At 69.0% G+C, this 24319-nt stretch carries 23 protein-coding genes and 2 pseudogenes; 12 read left to right on the top strand and 13 right to left on the bottom strand.

What is annotated here, in order from left to right; all coding sequences use genetic code 11:
* Positions 1-140 precede the first annotated feature (140 nt).
* The 3 genes from ACWD6N_RS28115 to ACWD6N_RS28105 form a co-directional block, all read right to left on the bottom strand.
* Positions 141-1316, bottom strand: coding sequence for an IS110 family transposase (locus ACWD6N_RS28115; RefSeq protein WP_450005305.1), 1176 nt, complete (start codon positions 1314-1316; stop codon positions 141-143).
* Between the two features lie 489 nt (positions 1317-1805).
* Entirely contained in the window at positions 1806-3029 is a 1224-nt protein-coding gene (locus tag ACWD6N_RS28110; RefSeq protein ID WP_387329917.1) for a hypothetical protein, read from the bottom strand.
* Between the two features lie 204 nt (positions 3030-3233).
* Positions 3234-3632, bottom strand: coding sequence for a winged helix-turn-helix transcriptional regulator (locus ACWD6N_RS28105; protein WP_387329920.1), 399 nt, complete (start codon positions 3630-3632; stop codon positions 3234-3236).
* Positions 3633-3739: 107 nt separating this feature from the next.
* On the opposite strand from ACWD6N_RS28105, the gene ACWD6N_RS28100 reads away from it, so the two are divergent.
* The gene (locus ACWD6N_RS28100; protein ID WP_387329923.1) at positions 3740-4657 is read left to right on the top strand and encodes an NADP-dependent oxidoreductase; all 918 of its coding nucleotides are present in this window, start codon (positions 3740-3742) and stop codon (positions 4655-4657) included.
* 168 nt (positions 4658-4825) lie between these two features.
* Here ACWD6N_RS28100 and ACWD6N_RS28095 read toward each other — a convergent pair whose 3' ends face one another.
* The gene (locus tag ACWD6N_RS28095) at positions 4826-6091 is read right to left on the bottom strand and encodes an MFS transporter (protein ID WP_387329926.1); all 1266 of its coding nucleotides are present in this window, start codon (positions 6089-6091) and stop codon (positions 4826-4828) included.
* 315 nt (positions 6092-6406) lie between these two features.
* Between ACWD6N_RS28095 and ACWD6N_RS28090 the strand changes: the two genes are divergently transcribed.
* On the top strand, positions 6407-8665 hold the full coding sequence (locus ACWD6N_RS28090; RefSeq protein ID WP_450005304.1) for an SDR family NAD(P)-dependent oxidoreductase: 2259 nt from the start codon (positions 6407-6409) through the stop codon (positions 8663-8665).
* Between the two features lie 223 nt (positions 8666-8888).
* Here ACWD6N_RS28090 and ACWD6N_RS28085 read toward each other — a convergent pair whose 3' ends face one another.
* Positions 8889-9329 (bottom strand): hypothetical protein, encoded by a 441-nt coding sequence (locus tag ACWD6N_RS28085; RefSeq protein ID WP_354968260.1) that lies wholly within the window; start codon positions 9327-9329, stop codon positions 8889-8891.
* A gap of 548 nt (positions 9330-9877) precedes the next feature.
* On the opposite strand from ACWD6N_RS28085, the gene ACWD6N_RS28080 reads away from it, so the two are divergent.
* The 3 genes from ACWD6N_RS28080 to ACWD6N_RS28070 all read left to right on the top strand — a co-directional run bounded on the left by ACWD6N_RS28080 (position 9878) and on the right by ACWD6N_RS28070 (position 13266).
* Positions 9878-10294: an SMI1/KNR4 family protein gene (locus ACWD6N_RS28080; protein WP_387329935.1), complete on the top strand. Its 417-nt coding sequence runs from the start codon at positions 9878-9880 to the stop codon at positions 10292-10294.
* 120 nt (positions 10295-10414) lie between these two features.
* Complete coding sequence (locus ACWD6N_RS28075; RefSeq protein ID WP_387329938.1) at positions 10415-11044, top strand: VOC family protein; 630 nt, start codon at positions 10415-10417, stop codon at positions 11042-11044.
* Positions 11045-11421: 377 nt separating this feature from the next.
* On the top strand, positions 11422-13266 hold the full coding sequence (locus ACWD6N_RS28070; RefSeq protein ID WP_354968263.1) for a LamG-like jellyroll fold domain-containing protein: 1845 nt from the start codon (positions 11422-11424) through the stop codon (positions 13264-13266).
* A 107-nt stretch (positions 13267-13373) separates the two neighbouring features.
* Here ACWD6N_RS28070 and ACWD6N_RS28065 read toward each other — a convergent pair whose 3' ends face one another.
* Entirely contained in the window at positions 13374-13514 is a 141-nt protein-coding gene (locus ACWD6N_RS28065) for a hypothetical protein (protein WP_354968264.1), read from the bottom strand.
* A 398-nt stretch (positions 13515-13912) separates the two neighbouring features.
* Between ACWD6N_RS28065 and ACWD6N_RS28060 the strand changes: the two genes are divergently transcribed.
* Positions 13913-14269, top strand: coding sequence for a YciI family protein (locus ACWD6N_RS28060; RefSeq protein ID WP_354968265.1), 357 nt, complete (start codon positions 13913-13915; stop codon positions 14267-14269).
* Between the two features lie 15 nt (positions 14270-14284).
* Positions 14285-15517, top strand: a complete 1233-nt coding sequence (locus ACWD6N_RS28055) for an RNA polymerase sigma factor (RefSeq protein ID WP_354968266.1) — start codon at positions 14285-14287, stop codon at positions 15515-15517.
* Positions 15518-15908: 391 nt separating this feature from the next.
* Here ACWD6N_RS28055 and ACWD6N_RS28050 read toward each other — a convergent pair whose 3' ends face one another.
* Positions 15909-16223, bottom strand: coding sequence for an FAD-dependent oxidoreductase (locus ACWD6N_RS28050; protein WP_450005310.1), 315 nt, complete (start codon positions 16221-16223; stop codon positions 15909-15911).
* A gap of 378 nt (positions 16224-16601) precedes the next feature.
* On the opposite strand from ACWD6N_RS28050, the gene ACWD6N_RS28045 reads away from it, so the two are divergent.
* Positions 16602-16919 (top strand): TetR/AcrR family transcriptional regulator C-terminal domain-containing protein, encoded by a 318-nt coding sequence (locus ACWD6N_RS28045; protein WP_354968267.1) that lies wholly within the window; start codon positions 16602-16604, stop codon positions 16917-16919.
* Between the two features lie 183 nt (positions 16920-17102).
* Here the strand turns inward: ACWD6N_RS28045 and ACWD6N_RS28040 are convergent.
* The 3 genes and pseudogenes from ACWD6N_RS28040 to ACWD6N_RS28030 form a co-directional block, all read right to left on the bottom strand.
* Positions 17103-17633 (bottom strand): annotated as a pseudogene (locus tag ACWD6N_RS28040) (PhzF family phenazine biosynthesis protein); the annotation flags it as partial.
* A 22-nt stretch (positions 17634-17655) separates the two neighbouring features.
* The gene (locus ACWD6N_RS28035; protein WP_387329961.1) at positions 17656-18534 is read right to left on the bottom strand and encodes an IS5 family transposase; all 879 of its coding nucleotides are present in this window, start codon (positions 18532-18534) and stop codon (positions 17656-17658) included.
* A 143-nt stretch (positions 18535-18677) separates the two neighbouring features.
* Positions 18678-19007, bottom strand: a pseudogene (locus tag ACWD6N_RS28030) (PhzF family phenazine biosynthesis protein); the annotation flags it as partial.
* Positions 19008-19382: 375 nt separating this feature from the next.
* Between ACWD6N_RS28030 and ACWD6N_RS28025 the strand changes: the two are divergent.
* The 3 genes from ACWD6N_RS28025 to ACWD6N_RS28015 are packed head-to-tail and all read left to right on the top strand — an operon-like array spanning position 19383 to position 20854.
* The gene (locus ACWD6N_RS28025; protein WP_354968811.1) at positions 19383-19724 is read left to right on the top strand and encodes an ArsR/SmtB family transcription factor; all 342 of its coding nucleotides are present in this window, start codon (positions 19383-19385) and stop codon (positions 19722-19724) included.
* Positions 19725-19727: 3 nt separating this feature from the next.
* A complete protein-coding gene (locus ACWD6N_RS28020) occupies positions 19728-20234 on the top strand; it encodes an SRPBCC family protein (RefSeq protein WP_354968812.1) in 507 nt (168 codons plus the stop codon).
* On the top strand, positions 20234-20854 hold the full coding sequence (locus tag ACWD6N_RS28015) for a dihydrofolate reductase family protein (protein ID WP_354968813.1): 621 nt from the start codon (positions 20234-20236) through the stop codon (positions 20852-20854). The genes ACWD6N_RS28020 and ACWD6N_RS28015 overlap by 1 nt, the downstream gene beginning before the upstream one ends.
* 123 nt (positions 20855-20977) lie before the next feature.
* Here ACWD6N_RS28015 and ACWD6N_RS28010 read toward each other — a convergent pair whose 3' ends face one another.
* On the bottom strand, positions 20978-21169 hold the full coding sequence (locus ACWD6N_RS28010; RefSeq protein ID WP_354968814.1) for a hypothetical protein: 192 nt from the start codon (positions 21167-21169) through the stop codon (positions 20978-20980).
* A gap of 546 nt (positions 21170-21715) precedes the next feature.
* Between ACWD6N_RS28010 and ACWD6N_RS28005 the strand changes: the two genes are divergently transcribed.
* Complete coding sequence (locus tag ACWD6N_RS28005; protein WP_354968815.1) at positions 21716-22378, top strand: Type 1 glutamine amidotransferase-like domain-containing protein; 663 nt, start codon at positions 21716-21718, stop codon at positions 22376-22378.
* Between the two features lie 182 nt (positions 22379-22560).
* Here ACWD6N_RS28005 and coaD read toward each other — a convergent pair whose 3' ends face one another.
* Together coaD and ACWD6N_RS27995 are read right to left on the bottom strand one after the other, a co-directional pair.
* A complete protein-coding gene (gene coaD, locus ACWD6N_RS28000; RefSeq protein ID WP_450005303.1) occupies positions 22561-23085 on the bottom strand; it encodes a pantetheine-phosphate adenylyltransferase in 525 nt (174 codons plus the stop codon).
* 443 nt (positions 23086-23528) lie between these two features.
* The gene (locus ACWD6N_RS27995; RefSeq protein WP_354968817.1) at positions 23529-23933 is read right to left on the bottom strand and encodes a hypothetical protein; all 405 of its coding nucleotides are present in this window, start codon (positions 23931-23933) and stop codon (positions 23529-23531) included.
* Positions 23934-24319 lie beyond the last annotated feature (386 nt).

The raw sequence follows: 24319 nt of genomic DNA, 5'->3' as shown, positions 1-24319 counted from the left end.
GGACAGCAGGTAGGCCTTCCTTCAGAGAGCAGCTATCCGACGTCCGCGGGATCTGACGGTCAGCGCGGTCGGTGACCCTGCGTGTCAGATGCCCTGTGCGCGGCTAACCGCTCAACTTCCGGATCTGGCTCCCCTCTGTGTCAAGACACCGCCGCGAGCGGGGTTCTAAGCTGGGTCTCGGCGGGTCCGGGAAGTGACTTCTCCGAAGAACCGGCATGGGGATGCGAGCTGGTCACGCTGGAGTCTGTAGTCGTTTCCCGGTGTCCTCCCGGGCCCGCTGCCGCGGTTGCGGCGTCGTTGAGCATGCGTCGGTAGACGATGTCGGACAGGCGTCGTTTCAGCGCGCGCATGGCTTCCATCGATGTCTTGCCGGATGCCTTTTTCCGGTCGAAGTAGGCGCGTCCTTCGGTGGGATTGCGCAGCTGGACGGTGGCCATGATGTGCAGCACCCGGTTGATCTGTCGGTTGCCGGCGCGGGAAAGTCGGTGTCGGACCTGGTCGCCGGAGGAGGCGTCGATGGGGGCGGTGCCGTTCCAGGAAGCGAAGTGGGCCCGGTTGGGGAAGCGAGCGATGTCGCCGACCTCGACCAGCAGCCGGGCGGCGCCGGAGGGCCCGATGCCATGCAGGTCCATCAGCGTGGTTCCGGTGGAGGCGACCAGCTCCTTTAGTTCTTTGTCGGCGTCCTTGGAACGTTGGTAGATCCGTTCGAGGTCACTGATCAGCTCGGCGGCGACCCGGCGTCGGGCCTTGCCGACCGCGTCACGGGGTCTCACCGTGGCCAGCAGTGCCTTGGCCTGGGCGGCGGACAGACTCTTCTTCGCTCCACCAGGGATCAGCTCCAGCAGCAGTTGGTGCAGTTGAGAGACCATTCGGGTGTGGTCCTCGCCGAGGGAGCGGCGCCGGTCGACCAGGATCCGCGGCAGGGCAAGCTGTTCGTCGTTGACCGGCGGGTGTAGCCCGGCCATCCGGGTGCCGACCAGCGCGATGGAGTGGGCGTCGGTGGCATCGGTCTTGCGGCCCTGGCCGGTGGCGAACACCCGCGCCCGGGCCGACAACTTCGGTGGGACATCCACGACCTGTTCGCCATCGGCCAGCAGCCGGTTGGCGATGTGCCGGCCGATGCCCTGGCAGCCCTCGATCGCCCAGACCCGGTGCGGCCACTGCTTGGCGTAATTCTTCATCGCCGCGTAGTCGTCCCGGCCGGTGTCGAAGCGGCCCGCGCCGATGACGGTCTCGTCGCCGGCCATGACCTCGATCGTGGCTGAACGCTTGTGCGGGTCCATGCCGATGACCACGCGATCCGACGTGACACTCAACAGGTCCTCCCATGCTCGATCCACCTGGTTCATCGAGCCGGGAGGGCAACGCTACTTCGAGCAGAGCAAACCCCTCTTGAGCCTCTCCCCGCCCTTGGGGCGACGCCCGGGCCTGCGCAGGCCAAATGAGAGCCACACAACCAGCGTGGGCAGCCGAAATGAGAGCGACAGCCCGGGCGCCTCGACCGAAGCCTGGCCGGGCCGGGGTCATAGGTCAATGAAACAAGTAGCCGAGATGAGTGCATTTGGACGAGGCCCGATGAGATGGCTCCACATCGTGGAGATCCACGTGCCGCTCGGCGTCGAGCCAGAGAATTTCTCAGTCCCGTCGCGTGGGTGTAGAGCGCCTCGGCGAGCTCTCCACCCCCAGCATCGCCCGCAGCCGCACGAGCACGGAAAGCGCGATCTTCCCGAGTGGGTGGCTGTCAGCCGCGACACGCCGTATGACGTTAGCCCGCAAAACCGGCCAGAACCGTCGCATCGGACCGGTCAGGGTCGCGATTCGGTCGACAGGCCTGGCACGTACTCGAGCACGACCGCCCTCAGGTAGCGCGGGGTGGTGGGGAGATCGACCGCTCCCACCGCGAACATCAGCGGGCTGCCCGGGGTCCCGGCGATCCCGTGCAGGCTCATGCCGACCGCGTCCAGCGGCTGCGGCGCGGGCATGCCGACCCACGCGCCCGTGCTGTACGCGGCGAGCGCCGCGCTCGGCGCTCGGGAGTTCTCGATCAACCACGGCAGTCCGGCCGGGTCGGTCGCCACGTCGGGCAACGCGCCACCCGGCGCGTCCCGGAGCATCTCGAAGGATCCACCGCTGCCGCGCACGGCCAACCCACCGTCGCCGACCGCCCACAGCTCGCCGGACGAGCGACCCGCGAGCGCTTCGAACGAGGACTCCTGTTCGTTGATGCCCACCTGGACCGTACGCCAGCCTGAGCCGCTCCAGTGGAAGAGCAGCGGGCCCTTGAACCCCTTCCACGCGCCGTTGCCGGCGGCCCAGACGTCATCCGAGCCAAAGGCCTTGATCGCGGTGAAGGTGCAGAAGTTCGGCATGCCACCGAAGGACGTGCCGCCGGTGCGGCATTCGGCGGGCGACTGGTGCGACTGCCAGGACCGGCCGTCCCACTGCTCGATGATCACCTCGCTCTGATGATTGCCCACCACCCAGGCGTGTCCACCCACGACGGTGAGTCCGGTGATCAGCGCGTAGCTCTTGCTGTTGCCCCGCGCGAACGGCACCTCGCGCCAGGCGGTCCCGTCGTAGTGCAGGACGTGCGTCACCTGGTCCTCCGGGACGGCGGCGGCCGTGCTGCCGACCGCCCAGACGTTCGAGGGCGAGTCGGCCGCGACGAGGTCGAACCGACCGCGCCACGCGATCGCCGGCAGCGCCGCGCGTGCCCAACGCGTCCCGTCCCACTGGAGGACCAACGGGGTGCCGGTGTCGTTCGGCTGTTCGGGCGAGTAGGCCTCGCTGCCGACGGCCCACGCGTGCGTGGCGTCCACCGACACGACGTCCCACAGCACGCTGGTCGGCCCGGCCAGCTCCGGCAGCGTGGCCAGGCGCCAGGCCGGTGCCGGCGCGTTGGTAACGACGGCTTCGGGCGACCCGCTGGCGGCGGTCGCGGAGGGTCCCGAGGGTGATGCCGAGGTGCTCGTGCCGGCGCACCCCGACGCCAGCAGGACCGCGGCCAACGTCAGGGCAATCTTGCGCATGGCACCGATGCTCGCAGGGCGGCGCCACCGCGGGGTTCCCGTTGATCAACGCGCTATACGGGCGTGGATCACGGCGAAGCCGTACAGGTGCCAACCCGGGACGCGGAAGGGCCCAGACCACCGTCAGGGCGTCGTGCCCGAAGACGTGCCGCATCTGGGCCAGCAGGGACGGGAACCGGGTCGGAGGTCAGCGCCCGCTGGACTTCATGATCGCGCGTCGAACTGGGCGCGCGCCTGAAAGACGCGATCCATGTGTGTCTCTGCCCAGGTCTTGATCGCGACCATCACCGGGAACAGGTCGTGGCCGAGCGGTGTGAGCGCGTAGTCGACGCGGGCCGGCACCGACGCGGTCACGGTGCGGGTGAGCAGACCATCGCGTTCCAGTGTGCGCAGGGTCTGGGTGAGCATCTTCTGGCTGACGCCGGCGATGCGGCGGGCGAGCTCGCTGTGCCGCTGCGGGCCACTGGCGAGCGCCGCGACCACCAGCGCCGCCCATTTGTCGGTGAGCGTGCTCAACAGTTCCCGAGTCGGGCAGCCCGCCAGGAACGCGTCATAGTCGCGTTTGGCCTGCTCTCGTCGTTGCCCGGCGGTCGTCGTCGCCATGTGCCACCCCTTCCGGTGCCCTAGGCACTTCCAGGTACCTACTTCCTCACGGTGCCCAAGGATACCTACCGTAATGACGACCATGACGTTCAGCGGAGGGTACGGCGATGCGCGCAGTCAGCTATGCACAGTTCGGAGGGCCGGAGGTTCTGCACGTGGTGGCGGACATGCCGGTGCCGGAGCCGGGGCCGGGGCAGGTGCGAGTACGGGTCGCCGCGTCCGCCGTGCACCCGGTTGACCTCATGATTCGCGCCGGTCGATTCCCGGCACCACTGCCGGCCGGGCTGCCGTACGTACCCGGTTGGGACGTGGCAGGCACGGTCGACGCGGTGGGTCGTTCCGTCGGAGATTTCACTGTGGATAACGATGTCATCGGCGTCTCACCCTGGCTGCGCACCACCCTCGGTGCCCACGCGGAGTATGTGGTCCTCGATGCCGCATGGCTGACCGCCGCGCCCGTCGGGGTTCCTGCCAGCGAGGCCGCGACCCTGCCGACCAACGGCCTCGCCGCCGCCCAGGCCCTCGACCTGCTCGCGCTCCCGACGGGCTCGTCCGTGCTCGTCACCGGCGCCGCGGGACAGGTCGGCGGGTTCACCCTGGCGCTGGCCCGAGTCGCCGGCCTGCACGCCACAGGAATAGCGGGGGCTGAGGACCGCGAGTTCGTCGAGTCGCAGGGTGCGGCGTTCGTGCCGCGCTCGGACGATCCGATCGCGGCAGCGGCGGACAGGTTCGACGCGGTTGTCGACCTGGCGCTGATCGGCTCGTCACTGATGGAACTCGTCAGGGACGGCGGCGGTTACGTGGCCGCCTCACCCCCGCTGCGCCCGGAGCCGGTGAGGGGAATCCGGACGTTCGCACTGGACGTGCTGCCGGACAGCGCCCGGCTAGGCGAACTGGTGAAATTGGTAGAAGGCGGTGACATCCCGCTACGGGTCGCCGGTGTTTACTCTTTCGCCGACGCGGCAGCGGCCCACAACCGGCTGGCCCAAGGCGGCGTGCGAGGCGGCGTAGTGATCGTTCCCTAATCTGCCGCACTGGATCACCGCCCCAACACGCACTCTCCTGCCGCCGACCGCGCGCTACCGAGTGTCACGGCCAGTGGATCGTGCCGGCATCCGGTCGTGCCGAGAAGCGGACGCGTGGACTGCGCACGAGGGCGTCATGGCGGGTTCGACTCCGGAGCACTACGAGCACTACGTGCGAATGTCGCGCGGTTGAGGGGAGGTTTCACCGCGGTCCGTTACAGCGCCGTCCATCACGGCGAAGCGGAGCACGAGTGGACCACGACGTCCCAGCGCCCACACGGTGAGCGCGAAGCAGCAGAGCGCCGTTCCCGTGATCGTGACCGCTGTCCAGCCGCCCGCGGACCAGAGCGTGGTCGCGGCGGCGGAGCCGATAGCAGCGCCGATGAAGTTGCCGGCGGCTAGCGCCGTGTTGAGCCGGCTGCGGGCCTCGGGGGAGAGGGCGAACAGCCGCGCCCGGTTGAGGAGGGCCTGCGCCTGGAGCGCAACATCGATCATGATGATCGCGATGATGATAAGTACGACGGACCGGCCGGCGAACGCCGCGACGACGAAGGCGCCGATGGCCAGTACCCAGGCCGCGCCGGTGGCCGGAAGCGACCAACCGCGGTCGTGCAGACGACCGCCGTGCAGGCCGGAAAGGACACCGGCGAGGCCAGCCAACCCGAACAACCCGATCACCGCTATCGGGTACCGGAACGGTGGGCCGCTGAGCAGGAACGTCAGCGCCGTCCAGAACAGCGAGAACGCGGCGAACCCGGTGGCGGCCAGGACCAGCGTCCACCGGGCCGCCCGCTCGCGCATGACCACCGCGCCGACCGAGGCGATGAGCTGCGGGTACGGCATGCGCGTCCGCGGTGCCAGCGGTGGAATCGCGCGATAGAGCAGGACCGCGAGCAGGACGGCGACGACCGCGGCGAGGGCGAAGATCGCACGCCACCCGGCGGCGCCGGCGACGAACCCGCTGATCGTGCGGGAGGCCAAGATACCGGTGAGGGTCCCGGACCCGACGACGCCGACGATCCGACCGCGGTGGGCGTCGCCGGCCAGGTCCCCGGCGAGCGGCGTGAGGACCTGCCCGGAGATCGTCGTCACGCCGAGCACGCCCAGTGCGAGGAGGAGTACGCCGATCGACGGCGCCAGCGCGCACAGCAGCAGTGCGGCGGCCGAGGTCAGCAGCATCACCGGGACGAACCGGCGGCGGTCCAGGACGTCGCCGAGAGGCACGAGCAGCAGCACGCCGACGGCGTACCCGACCTGCGTCGCGGTGACGAGCCAGCCGGCCGTCGCGGTCGCGGCGCGTAGATCGCCTGCGATGAAGCTGAGCAGCGGCTGCGCCCAGTACAGGTTGCCGATGGCCGCTCCCGCCGCCAACGCGAACAGGAACGTCAGCCGGCGGCTCATCTCCGACGGCGGTGCCATGCGGGGTGCTGCCACCCTGCCACGCTAAGGCGCGGGATCAAGGCGTGGGGCCCAGCGAGGGCCTGAGCGTGGCAGGGCCGCATCCGCCGGGATGTCCAGTGTTCACCTTCCCGGAAAACGGTACTGATCCTCACGCCCAGGCCAAAGCCATCGCGCACCGGCTCGGCCACGAAGACAAGATCGGGTCAGCGGCGTCGTTGATGAGGTCGGTGGACCGATAGCGGTTTCAGATCTCATTGATCTTGACAGGTTCCGAGCTGAAGCCACAATCATGCGATGGGCGGGCTCATGCATTGGGTGCGGATTGCTGCGGGTGTCACCGGACGTGGCGTGAGTCCTGACCGGCTGCGCGCGGCGGTCGCCGGTCGTACTGTCCTCGTGACCGGCGCGTCTGAGGGGATCGGCGCGGTGACTGCCCGCCGGCTGGCCGCGGCGGGCGCCGTTGTACTTCTTGTGGCACGCACGGCCTCGCGGCTGGAGCAGGTTCGGGACGAGATCGTCGCGGGCGGCGGCGTGGCGTACGTTCACCCCGCTGACCTCTCAGTACCCGCGGAGGCCGCCGCGCTGGCGGAGGAGTTGCTGACGCGGTACCGCCGGATCGATGTGGTGGTCAACAATGCCGGGCGGTCGATCCGCCGTGCGGTGGCCGACACCGCCGACCGGTTCCACGACCTCGAACGCACGATCAACCTGAATTACCTGGGGCCGGCGCAACTGCTGCTGGTGCTGCTGTCCGGCATGCGGACCACCGGCGGTGGGCACGTCGTGAACGTCTCGACGGCCGGACTCGCCATCAACGCCCCGCACTGGTCGGCGTACCACGCCTCGAAGGCGGCGTTCGACACGTGGCTGCGCACTGCCGCCGCGGAGCTGCGGCATGACGACGTCACCGTCAGCACCGTGTACTGCAACCTGGTGCGTACCCGGATGCTTGCACCTACCGCGCACTACCGGCGTGCGCCGGCGATGTCGGCCGACGAGGCGGCGGGCATCGTGTGCCGCGCCGTCGCGCGCCCGCGGATCTGGTGGCCATGGTGGGCTCGGCTCGGCTCGGCGGCGGCGGCGGCCACGCTGCCCCGCGCGGTGGAGCGGGCGCTCGCCGCGGGGCTACAGGTGGTGGCGGCGACCGAACCGGTACGGGTCATGGTCGGCGCGGGCCTTCTGCGGCCGGGCCGGCTGGTGCGGTTGGCGCGGGCTGGCCGCCGCCACGGGCGTACCCTCGCCACGGCGGTCGCCGCCGGGTCGCCGACGGCGGTCGCCGTGATCGATGAGGACGGACCGGCCACGTACGCGGAACTCGACGCGGCCGCCGGCAGGTGCGCGGCGGCGGCCCAGGCGACCCTCGGCGTACAGCCCGGTGACCGGGTGGGCCTCGCCTGCCGCGACCACCGCGGCTTCGTCGCGGCAGCGGCCGGCCTAGCCCGCGCCGGCGCTGACGTGCTGCTGCTGCCCCCGGACCTGCCCGCCGACCGGCTAACCGACCTGGTGACCCGGGAACGCCTGGTCGCATTGGTACACGAGTCGGGCGCGCCGGCGTGCCCGGTGCCCGCCGTGCCGATATCCGTGCTGTTGGCTGGCGACCCGGCGACGTATCCGCCCCGAGGGCGCGGCAAGGGCCGGATGTCGGTGCTCACGTCCGGCACCACCGGCACCCCTCGCAGCGTGTCCCGACCCCTGCCGGTGCGCATGCTCCTCGGCCCGGCCATCACCCACCTGCGGCTCACCCCGGTCCGCCCTGGGGAACCGATCGCCGTCGCCGCACCGATCCACCACGGCTACGGGCTGACGTACCTCTCGGCCGGCCTGACCCTCGGCAGCCCGGTGGTGCTGGTCAGCGGCCGCGACCCGCAGGACATCCTCGACGCGGTTGAGGAGCACCGCGCCCGGTTGCTCGTCGCACTGCCCATCCAACTGCGGCGCATGTGCGACCTACCCGTGACCGATCGCCCCCCGCTCCGCCACCTGCGGGCGGTGATCAGCGGCGCCGCCCCTCTACCGGCCGAACTCGGCGAGCGGCTGCGCGGACTCTTCGGCGACCGCGTCTTCAACATGTACGCGACGACCGAGGCAGGCTGGGCCGCGATGGCCACGCCTACCGACCTGCGAGCCGCGCCCGGCACCGTCGGCCGGTCACCGCGAGGCGTACGACTGCGGGTCGTCGACGGCGCTGGCGCGCCCCTCCCACCCGGCCACGTCGGTGAGGTACAGGTCAGCGGATGGCAGCCGGGCAGAGTCTGGCTCGCCACTGGTGACCTCGGCCACCTCGACCTGGTGGGCCGGCTCCTGCTGGACGGCCGGATCGACGACATGATCGTCTCCGGTGGACAGAACGTGTACCCCGCCCCCGTCGCCGCCGTGATCACCAGCCACCCCGACGTAGCAGACGCCGTGCTGCGGCCGGTACCCGACGAGGGGTTCGGCCAGCGCCTGCTGGCCACGGTCGAGGTGCATACAGATCGCACGTTGACCGAGGCCAGCCTCCGCGAGTGGCTACGGCACCGGCTCACCCGCGCCGAACTGCCCCGTGACATCGTCATCGTCACGACGTTGCCCCGCTCGGCCACTGGCAAGCCGACCCGGGACCGGTAACCAAGTACCCGCCCGGGTCCGACACCGTGACCATCAACGGCCGGGACGACGACGGCCGCGACCTGCGGCTGGGCCATCCCGAGTGACGCCAGCCGGGCCAGGTCACGCCCCGTGAAGTCCCTGATCGATGACCGTCGGGACCGTCAGTGGTGCAGCAGCGCTGGTAGTGGCTCGAGCCCGGGCTGCCCTGGGTCGGCGGGGGCCCGCCGACCAAGGCCACCGGTCAGCGGCGGCCGGTGGCCAGGGCAACGAGGAACTGTCCGCCGCCTGCGTCGACGCTCGCGGTCACCGGCAGTCCGGGCACCAGCCGGGAGAACCGGTCGACCAGCCAGTCCGCCGCCTCCTGGGCGTCCTTCTTGCTCGGACAGCGGGCGACCAGCTCGCGGCCGCCCTTGCGTTCGAGTCGCTCGGCGACGGTGATCAATGGCGCAGGCTCCACCACGTGCAGACGGTCCGGCCAGGCGATGATCACCTTGACAGCGCCCTTGCGGGTGTTGCACGCACGGTGCGCAAGTCGTTCGGCGACCTTGGCCTTCTTGTCGGCGGTGCGGCTGTCGACGCTGGGACCACGCGGGTCGTTCACCGACATGTCGGCGTCGACCGGCTCGTCGCACACCCAGCATCGCCAACTGTCACGCCTCGCGACGTCATCGAGGAGACTCATCCGAGCAAACTAGCCTGTCAGCCCCCCGGCCAACGACAGCCCCGGCCGCGGCGAGCGCCGCCAGTCCGTAAAGGGGTGCAAGGAATTCGCTCTCCTGCGCCGTCCGCCTTGAATCGCGGTGCGATATCGCACCGCCGATGGCAGCTGTTGACGGTGAGCTGCACCAAGTCTGGATCTCTGGCCTGGTCGCCACCGACGTACTGCCGCTGTTGGTGAACGCATGTTCCGCAGCGTGCGTGGCGGCACTGCCGCAGCCGCACCCCGGCTACCATCCGACGCCGCACACCGGCAGCCCACACATCCTTCAGCCAGCTGCGAGGGGTTGAGGCGACAAGTACACCTGCGCGCACGACTGACGATGAGTGGATGCCCGGCGGTTTGTCCGTCATGCGACCGCAGGCGAGGTCTTCCCGGCAGGGCAGCCGTGTCCGTCTGCGTAGGATCGCCTGCTGACAGAAGAGGACCGAACACTGCCGGCCGTCGTCGAAGAAGCACACGCATCGGGGTTCTTCGAGGACCACGATGGCCACGACTTCCAGCCGGACGCCATGTTCATGGGGTCCGCCGGGACCACCGAGTGGTGGCGTCACTGGACCGGCGACTCAGCCGCCGACGCCCCACCGTTTCGGGTCTTCGGGCGCGACGGGTCCGGCGGGTTGGCTGCCTTCTGGATCCGTGCGCCGGGAGCCGCAATCGAAACACAACCCATCGTGTTCCTCGGTTCGGAGGGCGAACTGCACGTCATCGCCCGAGACCTGGGTGACTACCTCTGGCTGCTGGCGAGCGGCGTTGGACCCTTGGAGACCGTCGACGGCCTTCACCGCGTACCCGAGCCCGTCCCGGAGCTCGTCGCCCTTGCTCAGCGATACACCGACACTGCGCCACGGACCGTTGCGGCACTGATCGCCGCCGCCGATACCGAGCTACCCGCGTTGACAGCGCTCGTCAATTCCGCAACCAAGTAGGCACGGGGGATCCGTACGACTGGCGCACCCTCACCGATCTGCCTCCGCCCGACGTCCGAATCTGCCGCTTAGAGGCGTTGCCGGTGCCGCGACGGTGACACACCGTCTATGTTCGCTGGCATGACTGGCCAGATCACGGCAGGGCAGTTCCACGAGGCCGACGGCGTCGAGGACTGGCGCTCCCTATACCATGTGGTCTCGGCCTACTTCAAGACCGGCTCGCTTGCCAAAGGCATCGCGCTCGTCGATGAAATCGGCCGGCTCGCCGACGAAACTGAACAGCGCTACCTCAACATCGACCTGCGCGACGCCGGCGTCACCGTATCCCTCGGGCAGCGCGACATAGCTCTGGCCCGACGTATCTCGGCCGCCGCCAGGGATCTGGACATCTCGGCTGACCCGGCTGCCGTGCAGCTCATCAACGTCACCCTCGACGCACTCGTCGGAACGGAAGTGCTGCCGTTCTGGCGCGCGGTGCTGGGCTACCGCCAGATCGGCGAGGATTACCTGTTTGACCCGTCGCGCCGTGGCCCGGGCTTTGGGTTGCAGCGAATGGATACCACGCGTCTACAACGCAACCGCATGCATCTCGATGTCGCCGTCCCGCACGATCAGGCGCACGCCCGCATAGCCGCCGCCCTGGCCGCGGGCGGCCGACTGGTCTCCGATGCACACGCGCCCATGTGGTGGGTCCTGGCCGACGCCGAGGGCAACGAGGCGTGCGTCGCCACCTGGCTTGGACGCGGATAACAGGCCGCCCCGCACACTCTCATGCCGCTGACAATGCGCGGCGTTCGTGAGCGCGCCCCCCAAATCGACCGATGCGGCGTCGGGAGCCAGCGCTGGTGCCAGCCGAGGCCCTGGGGTCGGCAGCTCACGATCCATCGGCGGTCGGGGGCCGTGGTGCGAGCCCGGAGGGGCGACCGGGGCGTGCCCGGCGGGTTAACCCGGGAGTACGCGTGTAGTCGCCGGCGGCGCGAGCTGCGGGCGTAGCCGTGGGTGCGTCGGTGGCGGCAGGTGGTCGAGATTCACGGGGAGTTCGGGCGGCGTTGCCGGGCACCATGATCAACGTTCGTGGTCGGGGGGCGTACTGAGCCTGGAGCATCATCGATCTGAGGAGCAACCCCATGCAACAAGGCCCGAGTCGGCGCCGATTCCTTCAGAACGCCGGCCTGGTCGGTGCCGGTCTGGTCGGCGCCGGCACCGTCGGGGCCCAGGCCCCCGCGTCGGCGAGCGCGCACGGCGGCGGCGGTCGGCCCGACCCCGACCTGCCCCATTTCACGCTCGCCGTCATCCCGGACACGCAGTACCTCTTCGACACCGACCGCGGTGACCCGGCGCCGTTGGCGGCGAGTCTGCGCTGGATCATCGACAACCAGGCGCAGCGGAACATCGTCTTCACCGCCCACCTCGGCGACATCGTCGAGAACGCGCGCGCCGACGAACTCGCCGCCGCCGGCAAGGTGTTCGAGACCTTCGACCGTCAACGGATGCCGTACAGCGTGCTCGCCGGCAATCACGACATCAACTCGTCCACGACCGACCAGCGAGGGCCGAGCCCCTACCTCGACGTGTTCGGGCCAGAGCGGTTCCGGAAGCTGCCGACGTACGGCGGAGCGACCAAGGACGGCTACAACACGTACCACGTCTTCACCGCCGCGGGGCGGCAGTGGCTGCTGCTAGCGCTCGACTGGCGTCCGTCGGACGCCGGTCTCGCCTGGGCGAAGTCGGTCCTGGCCGCGCATCCGCACATCCCGGTCATCCTCACCACCCACGACATGGTGTACGCGGACGACACCGCAGCGGCGACGCTCTCCGGGCACGGTCAGCGGCTCTGGGACGAACTCGTCGCGGAGAGCGACCAGATCTTCCTCACCCTCAACGGGCACTACTGGCCGCCCGGCCGGACCGTGCTGCGCAACGCCGCCGGGCACGACGTGCACCTGCACATCACCAACTACCAGGACCGCTACTACGGCGGCAGCGCGATGATCCGGCTCTACCAGTTCGACCTGGCACGCAACACGATCGACGTGGAGACCTTCTCGCCGTGGATCCTCGGGCAGCGGCCCGAGCAGCGCAACGTCCTGGAGCAGCGCGAGATGGAGCTGACCGGCGCAACCAACCGGTTCAGCATCGGGGTCGACTTCGCGGCGCGGTTCGCAGGCTTCGACCCGGTGCCGCCTCGTGCGCCCCGCAACCCGGCCACCATGCTGGTCCCGGGCACGCTCGCCTACTGGCGGTTCGACAAGGGGCGCGGCGACGGCGTCGCAGTGCCGGACGGCGGCCGGATCGAGGATCTCTCCGGGCGCGGGAACCATCTCACCCGGGCCACCCTCGCCGGTAGCGGGCCGGAGGCGCTGCGCTGGTCCGGAGAGCACCACCCCGACCAGCCGGCTCACGCCAGCCTCCGCTTCGACGGTGCCAAGAAGCCGGCGCGCGGCGCGTACCTACGGACCGTCGACGGCGCCCCGCTCAACGCCGAGACCTTCCGCGACGGCTACACCATCGAAGCGTTCGTCAAGCTGCCCGCCGACGTTCGGGCGAGCAACCACGCGTGGATGAGCATCCTGAGCCGCTTCGGCGCCGGCCGGGACGCGGGCAAGACCGGCGGCGACCCGTCGGAGCCGATCGCCACGCTGAGCCTGTCGGACGGCATGGCGTTGCAGTGGGCCGTCTTCCCGCTCAACCAGAACGACATCTCCAGCAACTGGGGCCACGAGATGCCCGCCGACGAGTGGTTCCACGTCGCGGTGGTCAACGACGGGAAGACCACCACCTTGTACGTCGACGGCGCCGAACTGCTGCGCAACCCGTCCACCCCGGCGGTCGGCCTGGCCACGTCGAACGAGCCGTGGCTGGTCGGGGCGTACCACTACGACCGGATCGTGGAGCAGGGCTTCTACGGCTGGATCGGTGACATGCGGGTGGTGAACCGTCCGCTGCCGGTGAGCCGGTTCATGCGGGCCTGACGGTGGAGGTGGCGTGGGGTGGGCCGGGCGGTCCGGCACCGGTCCACGCCACCTCCGTGCGTCTTGGCGCCGACGGCGTAGCACCTGTCGCTGGGCCTGGAACGGGCTCAATCGGAGACGGCGGAGGAGCCTTCCAGCGACGCATCCGTCGGTGCCGGCGGGTTGAACCGGGAGCAGGCGCGCACTTGCCAGCGAGGCGCGCTGGCCTGTTCGATCTCCACGACGTGGTCGATCTCGAATTCGACCATCCGGCCGTGCACCGGGGAACCGGCTCGCTCGCTCCGGGTCCCAGTTGATCCGCCCGGTTCCGTTGAGCTACAGGGTGCGGCCGGTTTCCCAGTCGGGGTGGACGAGCCCGGTTCGGGAATCGAGCTGCATGCCGCCGAGGCTCATGAAGAAGGAGTTGCCGACGTAGTCCGGCCAGCTGATCGTCCCCTCGTCGAGGACGGTGACGAATCGGGCTGTCCGCCGCGGGACCTACCGGCGGAAACGTCGTGCAGAGCACTCTCGGTCGGATCGACGGCCCGCGATCGTTCCCAGGTCGTCGCGCCAGAATTTCGTCCCGGCTGTCGATCTGCCACCCTCCGGGCTCGTCGTAGGGTAGAGGCCACCACAGAGGGGCCGGCACACGATGGGGCTATGAGAAATGGCGAAGTACCTGATTCTCATCTTTGGCGACGCCCAGCAGTGGAACGCGATGACTGATGAGGAGTGGAAGGCGAACCACGCCGCCCACGAAGCGTTCGCCGCCAAAGCAGGCTCACGGATCATCGACGGACAGCAGTTGGAGCCGGTGCCCACGGCGACCTCGCTGCGCTCGGACGCGTCCGGCCAGATCCACACGACGGATGGGCCGTTCCTGGAAACTAAGGAAGCGCTGGGCGGTTACTACCTGCTCGAGGCGGCCGACCTGGACGAGGTTCTGTCGATGGTGACGCTGCTACGCGAGGTGCACCAGACGCACAGCGGTGTGGAGATCCGCCCGGTGGTCGACCGCGGATGACGTGGTGAGGCACGGATGAACGATGACGTCCTCGCGGCGGTGGCGCAGGCGCACCGCCGCGACTGGGCCCAGGTGCTCGCCACCACTGCCCATCTGACCCGTGACCTCGACCTCGCCGAGGAATGCACCCAGGACGCTTTCGCCCAGGCCCTGGAGACCTGGGCAGAGACCGGCATTCCCGAGCGACCGGGCGCCTGGCTCACCACCATCGCGCGCAACCGGGCCCGCGATGTCCTGCGCCGCGAGTCGGTGTTCCGTCGCAAGATGCCGTTACTCGTTCGGGACGAGGCGGTGCCGGGCCCCGAGGACGGTCTGGTCGACGACCGGCTGCGGCTCATCTTCACGTGCTGCCACCCTGCGTTGTCCAGGGAGGCGCAGGCCGCCCTGACCCTGCGCCTGGTGTGCGGGCTGTCCACGCCTGAGGTGGCCCGCGCGTTCCTGGTGCAGCCGGCCACCATGGCCGCGCGTGTCACCCGGGCCAAGAAGAAGATCGCCACGGCACGCATCCCATACCGGGTACCGGGCCCGGACCAACTCGAGGAGCGGGTCAGCGCCGTCCTCGAGGTCGTTCATCTCATCTTCACCACCGGTCACACGGCACCGCTCGGCGCTCACCTGGTCCGCCGGGACCTGGTGGACAGCGCGATCAGGTTGGCCCGCATGTTGCATCTGCTCATGCCGACCGACGCCGAGATCAGCGGCCTGCTCGCGCTGTTAGTGCTCATAGCGTCGCGTCTGGACACCCGCGTGTCCGACGACGGGCGCCTGGTGCTCTTGTCTGAGCAGGACCGCTCACGCTGGGACAGGCAGCTCATCGCCGAAGGCCAGTCGTTGTTGACCGATGCGTTGCGCCGACGGCCACCCACACGGTACGCCCTGGAGGCTGCGATAGCGGCCGTGCACGCCGAGGCGCCGACATGGCAGGACACCGATTGGACAGAAGTTGTCGGCCTCTACGATGCCCTGTTCCGGCTGTGGCCTTCGCCTGTGGTCGATCTCAATCGGGCAGTCGCGATCGGCCTGCGCGACGGACCAAGGGCCGGACTCGACGCGCTGACGCCGTTGCTCGCCGATCCGGCCCTGGCCACGTACGGATATCTCAGTGCCGCCCGCGCCGACTTCCTGCGCCAGTTGGGGCAGTGGCCGCAGGCCGCGACGGCCTACGAAGAGGCGCTGACCCTCACCGACAACAGCGTCGAGCGGGTCTTCCTCACTGAGCGGTTGACCGAACTGCAGCAGTATCTGTGATCGTCAGCATTCCACGGACGGTCTTGGAGTACCCGTCGATGCCATAGTGGCCACGGCGGCTAGGCGTGTCTACCGATCTTGTAGTGGTTGACTTCGATGGCGACGGCATCCTGATCGCGCTCTGTCGAGGTGGACCCGCTCAGGACATCCGCGACTACCCCGCCGGGCCATGGGTCATGAACCGGTGGCTGACCCACGTTGGTCAGTCGCCGCCTACCCTCGCGCGGATCTGGGTAGTCGGAACAATGCGTGGCGGCCGTTGTCGTCCCAGAAGCCGGTCTCGGTGCCGGTGGCGAGCAGGGTGGCGTTGAGTGCCTCGCGTTCGGCTCGGGTGGGGACGGCAGGGTGAGGTGCCGGGTCGGTCACGCTGCGGTCTTTCCGCAGCGCGTTCTCAGTCTGCGGGTGCCGGTTCGGCGGGCCGGGCCGTGAAGAAGCGGATGATGTCTTCCGCTGCGGTTGGGGACAGCATCATCGCCTGGACTCGTGCGGACATTTCGGCGATCGGATGAATCCTGGTGAACATCGCCTCTTCGTACGTCCGGATCGCCGAGTCAGGGTCGGCGGGGTTGGCGGCGAGTCGGCTGGCGAGTTCGGCGGCGTCGAGCATGGCCTGGTTGGCGCCCTCGCCGACCGGCGGCATGAGGTGCGCGGCGTCGCCGATGAGGGTGACGCCCGGCCGGCTGGACCAGCGCGTACTGATGGGCATCGCTTCGATCGGGCGCGGCGTCGGCGCGCTGTCGCCGGCCTCGATGAGTGCGGTGAGGCGTGGGTCCCAGCCAGCGAACATGTCCAGCAGAGCGCGCTTAATACGGTATGTGTCGATGGGGCGATCGTCTGCGCGCAGCGAGATCCCGACACGTAGGCGGCCGTCGCCGAGGCGTTGCGCTGCCAGGATCTGGTTCACGCCGACGCACCACAGGTTCCCGGGGCCAACCAGCTCGGCGAGATCGGGATGGCGCCGGTCGACGTCTTCGATGTTCAGCTCTACGAGTGTGGCCACATAGGACAGTTGGACGTCGGTCAGCAGCGACCGGACGACTGAGCGCGCGCCGTCCGCGCCGATGAGGATGTCGCAGCCGGTTCGGTGGCCGCCATCGAACGTCAGTTCCCAGCCCCCGTCAGGTCGCGGGGGCGCCGCGAGGCTTTGGGCGCCCTCAACGCCTTCATCATCGGAGCGGTCCGCAGAGAGGTCACCGAGCGACGCACCGCCCGTTCCACCGGCACCGATGAGGCCGCCTGGCAGGCCAGCCTCGGCCCCTACCTCACACGCATGTTGAAAACCGGCCGATACCCCACCGTCGCCCGGCTCGTCATCGACGGCGCCCACCTCAATGCCGAGGAAACCTTCAACCACAACCTGACCACCGTCTTGGACGGCATCACCAGCCGACCCCCCACGTGACCTACCGCTCTGAGGCCAGCGGCCGGCTGGAAGCCGATGCACCTTGATCAGATATCCGGATCTGCCGCCGATCGCGCGTCACAGTACGTGACGAGAGAGCGGCAGCGTACGGCGCGCGGTCGTGGCGATGACAGTGCATTGCCAAGTCGTCGACGACAAGTCTTGACGGCTCGACTGGGTTGGTCAGACCCCGCTCGCCTGGATGTCAGGAAGGGCAACGGCGGTGCCGGTCACCGCGATCCCGGTTCCGGGTTGGGCGGGGATCTCGATCGTGAGCAGGCTTGGACGGCCCATGTCCTGGCCCTGGTGCACGGTGACCGTCGCGGGCGGCGCCACCAGGCGCATCTCGCGCAGATAGCCACCCAACGCCGCGGCCGCCGCACCGGTCGCGGCGTCCTCGACAACACCACCGGGTGGGAACGGGTTACGCGCGTGGAATACCAGCGCGGACTCGCGGTAGACCAGGTCGATGGTTGTCCAGTCGCGCTGGGCCATCAGGCTGGCCAACGCCGCTATGTCGTAGTCCAGGCTGGCCAGGCGTTGCCGGCTCGCGGCGGCCACGATGGGATGCCACGCCCCGGCGAAGGCGATCCGCGGCGGCAGCGTCGCGTCGAGGTCGCCCGGCGTCCAGTGCAGCGCTTCGAGCAGCGCCGCAAGGTCGCCGGCGGAGATAGGTTTGCTTTGCGGTTCGACGCTGATCAGCGTGGCGGTGCTAGGCCGTGTTTCATAGCTCGGTTCAGAGCCATTCGTTGATCGCGGCGACGTGGAGTGTGGCCTGGTAGCGCACAGCGAGTTTGTCGAATCTGGTGGCCATGGCTCGGTGGCGTTTGAGCTGGTTGATGCCGCACTCGACGGCGTGACGCTGGCGGTAGGCGATGGGGTCGAAGGTCGGTGGCCGGCCGCCCTTCGCACCTTTCCTGCGCCGGCTGGCGGCCTGGTCGATCTTGATCGGGATGGTGGCCGGGATGCCACGTCGGCGTAGTTCCGCCCGGTTGCCGCGTGAGCTGTATGCCTTGTCCGCCAAGACCCGATCGGGTCGGGTGCGGGGTCGGCCGCCGCCGAGCCGGGGGACCCGGATGCAGGCCAGGACCCGGCTGAACTGCGGGCTGTCGCCGCGCTGCCCGCCGGTCACCAGCATCGCCAGGGGTTTGCGGCCCTGCTCGCAGGCCAGGTGCACCTTCGTGGTCCAGCCGCCCCGCGACCGGCCCAATGCGTGATCAGCGGGCTCGTCCTCGACTCCGCCGGGTGGTTCCTTCTGCCGCTCGGGTTGGGTGCGGGCGCCTGCGGCGTGCTGATGCGCCCGCGCGATGGTCGAGTCGACGCTGACATCCCAGCCGATCAGACCGGCCGCGTCGGCGCGGGTTTGCAGCCCGGCGACGATCCGCTGCCACACCCCGGCGCGTTGCCAGCGACGGAACAGTCCGTAGACCGTCTGCCAAGGTCCGTAGCACTGCGGCACGTCCCGCCATGGCGAGCCCACCCGCACCCGCCACCGGATCCCATCAATGAGCTGCCGTTTACTCCACTTCGGCGGCCGACCCGGCCTCTTACCCCTGGGCAGCAGCGGCACAAGCGCCGCCCACTGAGCGTCGGTCAGGTCGTGCCGCCTCGTCACCGGTATGGTGGCCACGAGGTCTCCGGTTTCAGGTTCTGCTTGGTCGCTGAACCATCTACCGGAGACCTCACTGCGTATCGATCACCGACACGCCACAACCCTGATCAAGGTCGACCGCCAGCCCCCGCTATGAAACACGGCCTAGTGCCGTCCGCCTGCACCTTGGTGGAGACCTCGACCAGGCCGGCGCGGGTGTCCAGATACAGAACTCCCGGACCGTGCCGCTCGGCGTAGGCAACTGCCGACGCGATGGTCGCGTGGCCGCAGAACGGGACCTCTGCCTTCGGGCTGAAATAGCGCACCTTGAAATGCCCATTCCCGCCAGGCACGAGGAACGCCGTTTCGGAGTACCCGACATCGGCCGCCACCCGCTGCATCTCCGCGTCGCCGAGCCCGGTGGCATCCAGCACAACACCAGCCGGGTTGCCGCCGGCTGGATCGGCACTGAACGCGGCGTACCGCAGGATCTCCATGATCACGATCATAGGGTGGCGCCTCACCAAATTCGAGTGCCAATCCACCCGTCACGCCGCAAGAGCAGCCCGTCACCCGGCATCCGCACATGCCGCTGACAGCGCGTCGGAGACGACCGGATCTGCCGAGAACCGGGCTGACGCGCCGCTACCGTCGCGTCCAACGATCATTGGCGCCATCGCCCCGATCGATGACGGCGTGCGTGACGACAGAGACGTGATCATCCACCAGCTGCCGTAGCTCGACGACGGGGAGCAATGATCAGAACCTGTGGATGGTCCTCGCCGCTGACAAGGGTCACGATCGTCGTCTCACAAGACCCGCTTGATTCCTCTCGGCATGACGCATGCTGTTATGGGTATATGATGGTTGCCATGGCACGAGCAGCGACGACGTCGGACGTCTTCAACGCGATCGCTGAGCCGCAGCGCCGAGAGATCCTGGTACTGCTGCGGGCGGGTGAGCGGTCGGTGACCGAGTTGGCGCAGGAGCTGGGGATGACCCAGCCGGGGGCGTCCAAACACCTGCGGGTGCTCCGGGAGGTCGGGCTGGTGCGGGACCGCAAGGCAGGCAAGCAGCGCCTGTACGGCCTTGACGCCCGCGGGCTGCGACCGGTTCACGAGTGGATCGGCGGGTTCGAGCGGTTCTGGAACGAGAGCTTCGACCGGCTGGACGCGTACGTGCAGGACCTCAAGCAGGCAAGGCAGGAGGAGTAGCTGATGAGCGCGACGGGACGAGTAGCGCCGGCGCAGTCCGCGACGGCCGACCGCGAGATCGTGATCTCGCGGGTCATCAATGCCCCACGGGAGCTGGTGTTCGAGGCGTTCACCGAGGTGCGGCACCTGTCGCGGTGGTGGGGACCGGAGGGGTTCACCACCACCACGCGGGCGTTCGAGTTCCGCGTCGGCGGGGAGTGGGACTTCGTGATGCACGGACCGGACGGGACGGACTACCAGGAGTGGATCTCCTGGAACGAGATCGCCCCGCCGGAGCGGATCGCGCTACTGCACGGTGAGTCCCGCGGCGACCCGAACGCCTTCGAGTCGGTCTTGACGTTCGCGCCCGACGGTGTGGCGACCCGGATCGAGATGCGCACGGTTTTCCCCACCAAGGAGCTGCGCGACGAGGCGGTCGAGAAGTACCACGCGATCGAGGGCGGCCAGCAGACCCTGAGCAACCTGGCGGCCTACGTCACCGAGATCGTTCGGAAGGGAGTTGAGGGCTGATGGCCGGGAAGGTGTTCTTCAGCGTGTCGATGTCGCTGGACGGGTTCATCGCGCCCGAGTCCCTCGAGGACTTGATGGGGCAGCAGTGGATGGAACTGCAGCAGTGGATCTTCCCGCAGCGGTTCATCCGGGAGAACCTGAAGCTCGGCGAGGGCGGCGCGGAGGGGCGCGACAACGACATCGTGCGGGAGACGTTCGAGCGCGCCGGCGCGAGCGTGATGGGCAAGCGCATGTTCGACGCCGGCGAGCAGGCGTGGCCGGAGGAGGCACCGTTCCACACGCCGGTCTTCGTCGTGACGCACGAGAAGCGTGACCCCTGGGAGCGGCCGGGCGGGACCACCTTCCACTTCGTCAACGACGGCATCGAGCCCGCGCTCGACCAGGCCCGCGAGGCCGCCGGCGACCGGGACGTCCGCATCGCGGGCGGCGGCGCAACGATCCTGGAGTACGTGAACGCCGGCCTGATCGACGAGTTCTCGATCGCGCTCTCACCCGTGCTGTTCGGCTCCGGAATCCGCCTGTTCGAGGGCGTGGACGCGGGCCGCGTGGCCCTGGAGCCAGTCCGCGCAGAGCCGACGCAACGGGTGACCCACCTGACCTACGCAGTCCGGGAGCGGTAACTGTCTCGACCTCAGCGCTCCCCGCCGAGGTCAGCAGCGCGGTGAGATCCCCGACGCTCTGAGCGTCAGGAAGGGCGAGCGTTCGGGCCGCGATCTCGGCCGCGCGCTCCTCCGGGAGGGACCTCACGGCGTTGTTGTGGAACTTCCTCGCCAGCTCCTCGTCGGACACGGGTTGCCGAGGCCGCCGCGGTTGACCTCGACGCGGGCCTCGAGTTCCTCGGCCGTGCGGGTGGTCACGCGCAGGACGGCGGGGAAGGCGTGCGAGAACGACGCGCTGCAGCGCTCGTCCTCGACGCAGCGCACCAGGGCGGCCACGGCGAGGCGGCGGGGGTCACGGGCGGCGGCGGCGCGGCGACCGTGTAGGGGCCGCTGAACGCCGCGTGGTACCCCGAGGCCGGCCGTGCCTTGGCCTCGGGTGGCTCGGCGATCGTGCGCAGGACGGGCTTGCGCCGCGACCATAACACCGAGAAAGAAGGCGCCAGCTCAGCCGTCAGGGTAGTGCGCAGGTCGCAGAAGCGTCCGCCTCAGCACGACGGCGCATTTCGCCACTCGGCGGACGCCAACGCATCCGGATTTGCCGCCGTCCGTACATGCTGACTGATCAAGAGCGGCCACGGTCGGTAGGTGGCCTGAGTCGAGCGGGCATCCTGAACTGCCGATGAGCGGTCGCCGCGACATGCGCATCCTGCGTGCGTCGGTCGGGCGCACGTGCTGTGCGGGTAGGACCGGGTGGAGGATTAGTGGGCAATCGCACCCGGCGACCTGAGGGACCTCTGAAGAGGTTGCTCGACCTCCGATGAGTTCCAGCACGGTCCCGGGTCTTAGGCACATCCACCCTCCGCGCGTGAATCTGGAGGCACCTTGAAGCTCCTGCTTACGTCAGGCGGCGTCACGAACCCAAGCATCCACTCGGCGCTCGTGCAGCTCCTCGGCAAGCCGATCGCCGAGTGCCACGCCCTCTGCGTCCCGACAGCACAATGGGGTCACCCGATGTGCGGTCCGAAATCGGTGCGGGGCTTCGTAGCCGCCGAGCCCGTGTTTCAGTACCTGTCCGGCCTGGGTTGGGCATCGCTCGGCGTCCTCGAGCTCACCGCACTGCCCACCATCGGCGCGGAGCGATGGGTCCCCTGGGTCCGGGAGGCCAACGTTCTCCTGGTCGACGGCGGCGACGCGACGTACCTGTGCCACTGGATGCGGGAGTCCGGGCTGGCCGATCTGCTGCCATCGCTGCCCGACACGGTCTGGGTGGGAGTGAGTGCCGGAAGCATGGTGATGACGCCCCGGATCGGAACGTACTTCGTCGAGTGGCCGTCCGCACCGGACGACCGCACCCTGGGAGTCGTCGACTTCTCGATCTTCCCGCACCTGGACGCTTTCCCAACAAACACCCTGGCCGACGCAGAGCGGTGGGCCGCCGAAATCGGTGTCCCGGCCTACGCCATCGACGAACAGACGGCCATCAAGGTCGTCGACGGCTCGGTCGAGGTGGTCTCCGAAGGGCAATGGAAGAAGTTCGGGTCATAGCCGCCCGGCATCCGTGACGTCGCGTCGTTGGACGTGACCCATCGACTTGCAGCATTTCCGAGAGCGCCTGCCCATGTCGCAGGTCGCGTGCGCTCTCGGATCTGCCGCCGACTGTGCGCGGATCTGCCGAGAAGAGTGCATCCCACCTCGAGGCGTTGCCACCGTTCCGGTACCCCTGGGGGTCACTCTTCAGCGTTCAGGGACGGACGGGCCGACTGTGCCGAGCGGTATGCGCGTGCGACCGTGGACGAAGTGGCGGCCAGCTGCGGACGGGACGGCAACCAGACGGTCTGAATGCCGAGTTGCTCGTTCATCGCAGCGAGCTGGTACTCATGGCGAAGGTCCGCAGCCGTACGTAGGCCGCGGACGATGACCGTGGCGCCGCGGCGCAGGCAGTAGGCGGTGGTCAGGCCGGTCCAGGTGTCCACCTCGACATCGCCCCAGGCTGCCGGCATGGCGTCGCGCACGCGTACGGCCCTGGTCGTGGCCTCGGCGGTTGGTCGCTTGTCGGCGTTCACCGCCAGCAACACGATGATCTGGTCGAACATCACCCGGGCACGGGCCACCAGGTCGCGGTGCCCCGCGGTGAATGGATCGAACGTACCGGGATAGACCGCCAACGAACCGCGTACCGGCACCACTCCACGATCCGACGTAGCCGTCACCGCGACTCCAACCACATGGCCACGATCATCCCAGCCGTACATCCGCGCCGACCACGCTCAGCGCCACCTCCGTGCTGCTCTTTCTGCGAACCGCCGCGCGCCCTGCCTCAAAGGCGCCCGCAACCATCTATTGGGTCGAGCTCGACGACCGCGTTTGGACCATCCGAACAGCGGCCGGTCAGGTGCATGTCGAGCCCGGCGAACCCAGCAGGGCAGACGCATGCCTCCGCGCTGACCCGGCCGCGCTCGACGCTGCCGTGTCCGACGGGAGCGTCGTCGCCGCAGGCGACCTGTCGGCTCTTCGCCGGCTCTTGCAGGCAGCCACCATCCCGTCTCCCGCCGCCGGGTAGCCACATCAACGACCACCGCACCGCACCCTCATGCCGCGATCCGCGCGCTACCCAGCGTTACGGTGAACCGGCGCGGTCGACGCTCGGACATGCCGATGAGCGGTCATTCGGTTGATCGCCTCGTGCCGCGATGACCTATCGTCGGCCGCCGTCGTCGTCGGCCTGCGAAAGCTCAATGGTGAGGTCGCCGGCGAACGAGCCGACGAGCATCCGCCGGTTGCCGACTGTAAAACGGACCTCGACGAGCTCACCGACCTGGTTGTGGCTGGGTACCACATCTGAGACTGGGCCGGTCATCTGATCGATCACCGATCGCGTCATCGCTTCGGGGGGCCAAAGGTAGTCGGGCATTTCGACTTGGGACCGGAGTTCGGCTACCAGTCGCCAATCGGTCCAGACCGTCAGCGTAAGCGACAGACCGTCGGTGAAGACCAGTTGGATCGCCTGGAGGTACCCGTCGGGCTCACATATCTGAGCGATCTCGATGACAGCGCGTGCTCGAACGTTGAGCGCATCCAGACCCTCGGCGAGTATGGCCATCGCTTTCCTTCCGCCAGACGCTGGTCCCAGGATTCCACGATCGCATGACAGCTCAGCGGTCAGACAGCCGCAGGGCAATGCGCTGATCTGCCGCGAGTCGCGCGGTTGTCGCCTCGCGATCATGTCAAGCGTCGTCCGAGGCCACGACGTCAAGCATCACCCGGCGCAGGACAGCCGGCTGCTGGCGTGTGATCCGACAACTGACTTGCGACACAACTCCGCCAACAGATGTGCGACAGGTTCCAGCGATCTAGGGGGCGGCAGGTTGGCCGCCGACGAAACGTCCTGTCATGCCGATGAGCGCGCAGTTGGTCAACGATCGGGCCGTCCGGGTCCGAGTTGGGCGGACGACCTCATACCTCGGAACTCCCCGGACCTCCTACTCT

The organism is Micromonospora sp. NPDC005163 (assembly GCF_053599835.1).
The sequence above is the reverse complement of the archived record's forward strand: the minus strand, read 5'-3'. Positions and strand labels throughout refer to the sequence as shown.

Bases quoted from the DNA above. Each gene is read 5' to 3' on its own strand.
- ACWD6N_RS28110 (WP_387329917.1), bottom strand. From the start codon at position 3,029: ATGCGCAAGATTGCCCTGACGTTGGCCGCGGTCCTGCTGGCGTCGGGG.
- ACWD6N_RS28105 (WP_387329920.1), bottom strand. From the start codon at position 3,632: ATGGCGACGACGACCGCCGGGCAACGACGAGAGCAGGCCAAACGCGAC.
- ACWD6N_RS28100 (WP_387329923.1), top strand. From the start codon at position 3,740: ATGCGCGCAGTCAGCTATGCACAGTTCGGAGGGCCGGAGGTTCTGCAC.
- ACWD6N_RS28085 (WP_354968260.1), bottom strand. From the start codon at position 9,329: ATGAGTCTCCTCGATGACGTCGCGAGGCGTGACAGTTGGCGATGCTGG.
- ACWD6N_RS28080 (WP_387329935.1), top strand. From the start codon at position 9,878: ATGTTCATGGGGTCCGCCGGGACCACCGAGTGGTGGCGTCACTGGACC.
- ACWD6N_RS28075 (WP_387329938.1), top strand. From the start codon at position 10,415: ATGACTGGCCAGATCACGGCAGGGCAGTTCCACGAGGCCGACGGCGTC.
- ACWD6N_RS28070 (WP_354968263.1), top strand. From the start codon at position 11,422: ATGCAACAAGGCCCGAGTCGGCGCCGATTCCTTCAGAACGCCGGCCTG.
- ACWD6N_RS28065 (WP_354968264.1), bottom strand. From the start codon at position 13,514: ATGGTCGAATTCGAGATCGACCACGTCGTGGAGATCGAACAGGCCAGC.
- ACWD6N_RS28060 (WP_354968265.1), top strand. From the start codon at position 13,913: ATGGCGAAGTACCTGATTCTCATCTTTGGCGACGCCCAGCAGTGGAAC.
- ACWD6N_RS28055 (WP_354968266.1), top strand. From the start codon at position 14,285: ATGAACGATGACGTCCTCGCGGCGGTGGCGCAGGCGCACCGCCGCGAC.
- ACWD6N_RS28050 (WP_450005310.1), bottom strand. From the start codon at position 16,223: ATGCCCATCAGTACGCGCTGGTCCAGCCGGCCGGGCGTCACCCTCATC.
- ACWD6N_RS28025 (WP_354968811.1), top strand. From the start codon at position 19,383: ATGGCACGAGCAGCGACGACGTCGGACGTCTTCAACGCGATCGCTGAG.
- ACWD6N_RS28020 (WP_354968812.1), top strand. From the start codon at position 19,728: ATGAGCGCGACGGGACGAGTAGCGCCGGCGCAGTCCGCGACGGCCGAC.
- ACWD6N_RS28015 (WP_354968813.1), top strand. From the start codon at position 20,234: ATGGCCGGGAAGGTGTTCTTCAGCGTGTCGATGTCGCTGGACGGGTTC.
- coaD (WP_450005303.1), bottom strand. From the start codon at position 23,085: ATGTACGGCTGGGATGATCGTGGCCATGTGGTTGGAGTCGCGGTGACG.
- ACWD6N_RS27995 (WP_354968817.1), bottom strand. From the start codon at position 23,933: ATGGCCATACTCGCCGAGGGTCTGGATGCGCTCAACGTTCGAGCACGC.